Genomic DNA, 393 nt, shown 5'->3' with positions numbered 1-393 from the left:
GGTTCATGTTTCGAGGAAAACGATGTCGGGAAACATTAAAAGGCTGGGAGATTACAAACAGTAATATTAAAAAGGCCGGAAATTTAAGAGCGCTGATAGTTCATGAAATAAACTCCGGTGAATTTGAGTATTTAAGACGTTTTCCCCAGTCCAGCACTGGGGCAAAAATGGTGACAACGAGAGTCATAAAAACGTTCGGAGAGCTTTGTGATATCTGGACAAAAATTAAAGAGACAGAGTTAACAACAAACACAATGAAGAAAACGAAATCACAATTAAAAACACTCAGAATAATAATTTGTGAAAGTACCCCGATATCACATATTCGTTATATCGATATAGTTATCAACTGTGCGCACGGTTCTTCCTTTTTTGTTGGATCTTGGATTATCC

1 protein-coding gene is annotated in these 393 nt (G+C 36.9%); it reads left to right on the top strand.

All coding sequences use genetic code 11. The features are described 5' to 3' along the window. Positions 1-393, top strand: a 393-nt coding sequence (locus AC0L3J_RS37580) for an Arm DNA-binding domain-containing protein (RefSeq protein ID WP_473350455.1), incomplete at both ends; no start/stop codon positions are given.

It is taken from the genome of Bradyrhizobium sp. Kon37 (assembly GCF_055807535.1).
The sequence above is the reverse complement of the archived record's forward strand: the minus strand, read 5'-3'. Positions and strand labels throughout refer to the sequence as shown.